Below are 257 nucleotides of genomic sequence, written 5' to 3'. Positions count from 1 at the left end.
GGTACCACATTGGATCCGGTGCAATCGAATCGGCCAACAAGATGATCTGCCACGGTAGGTTGAAACGGACAGGAGCATGGTGGTATCCGACTTGTGCCAACAACATCCTCAAGCTCCGCTGTGCCAAGTATAACGGGACCTACGACAGAGTGATCGAGTTGTATCGAGAGCGCCATCCCATCACTGCTGTCCGCCCAGGGAAGAAACGGGGCTCACTTGGCGGGGATACCGACCTGTAAAAAACGGGGAATGCGCCC

1 pseudogene is annotated in these 257 nt (G+C 55.6%); it reads left to right on the top strand.

The features are described from left to right. Positions 1–239: pseudogene (locus MWC30_RS22270) on the top strand (hypothetical protein); the annotation flags it as partial. Positions 240–257 lie beyond the last annotated feature (18 nt).

Source organism: Desulforhabdus sp. TSK (assembly GCF_022836495.1).
Lineage (GTDB): Bacteria > Desulfobacterota > Syntrophobacteria > Syntrophobacterales > Syntrophobacteraceae > Desulforhabdus.
This window is presented reverse-complemented; position numbering and strand designations above follow the sequence as displayed.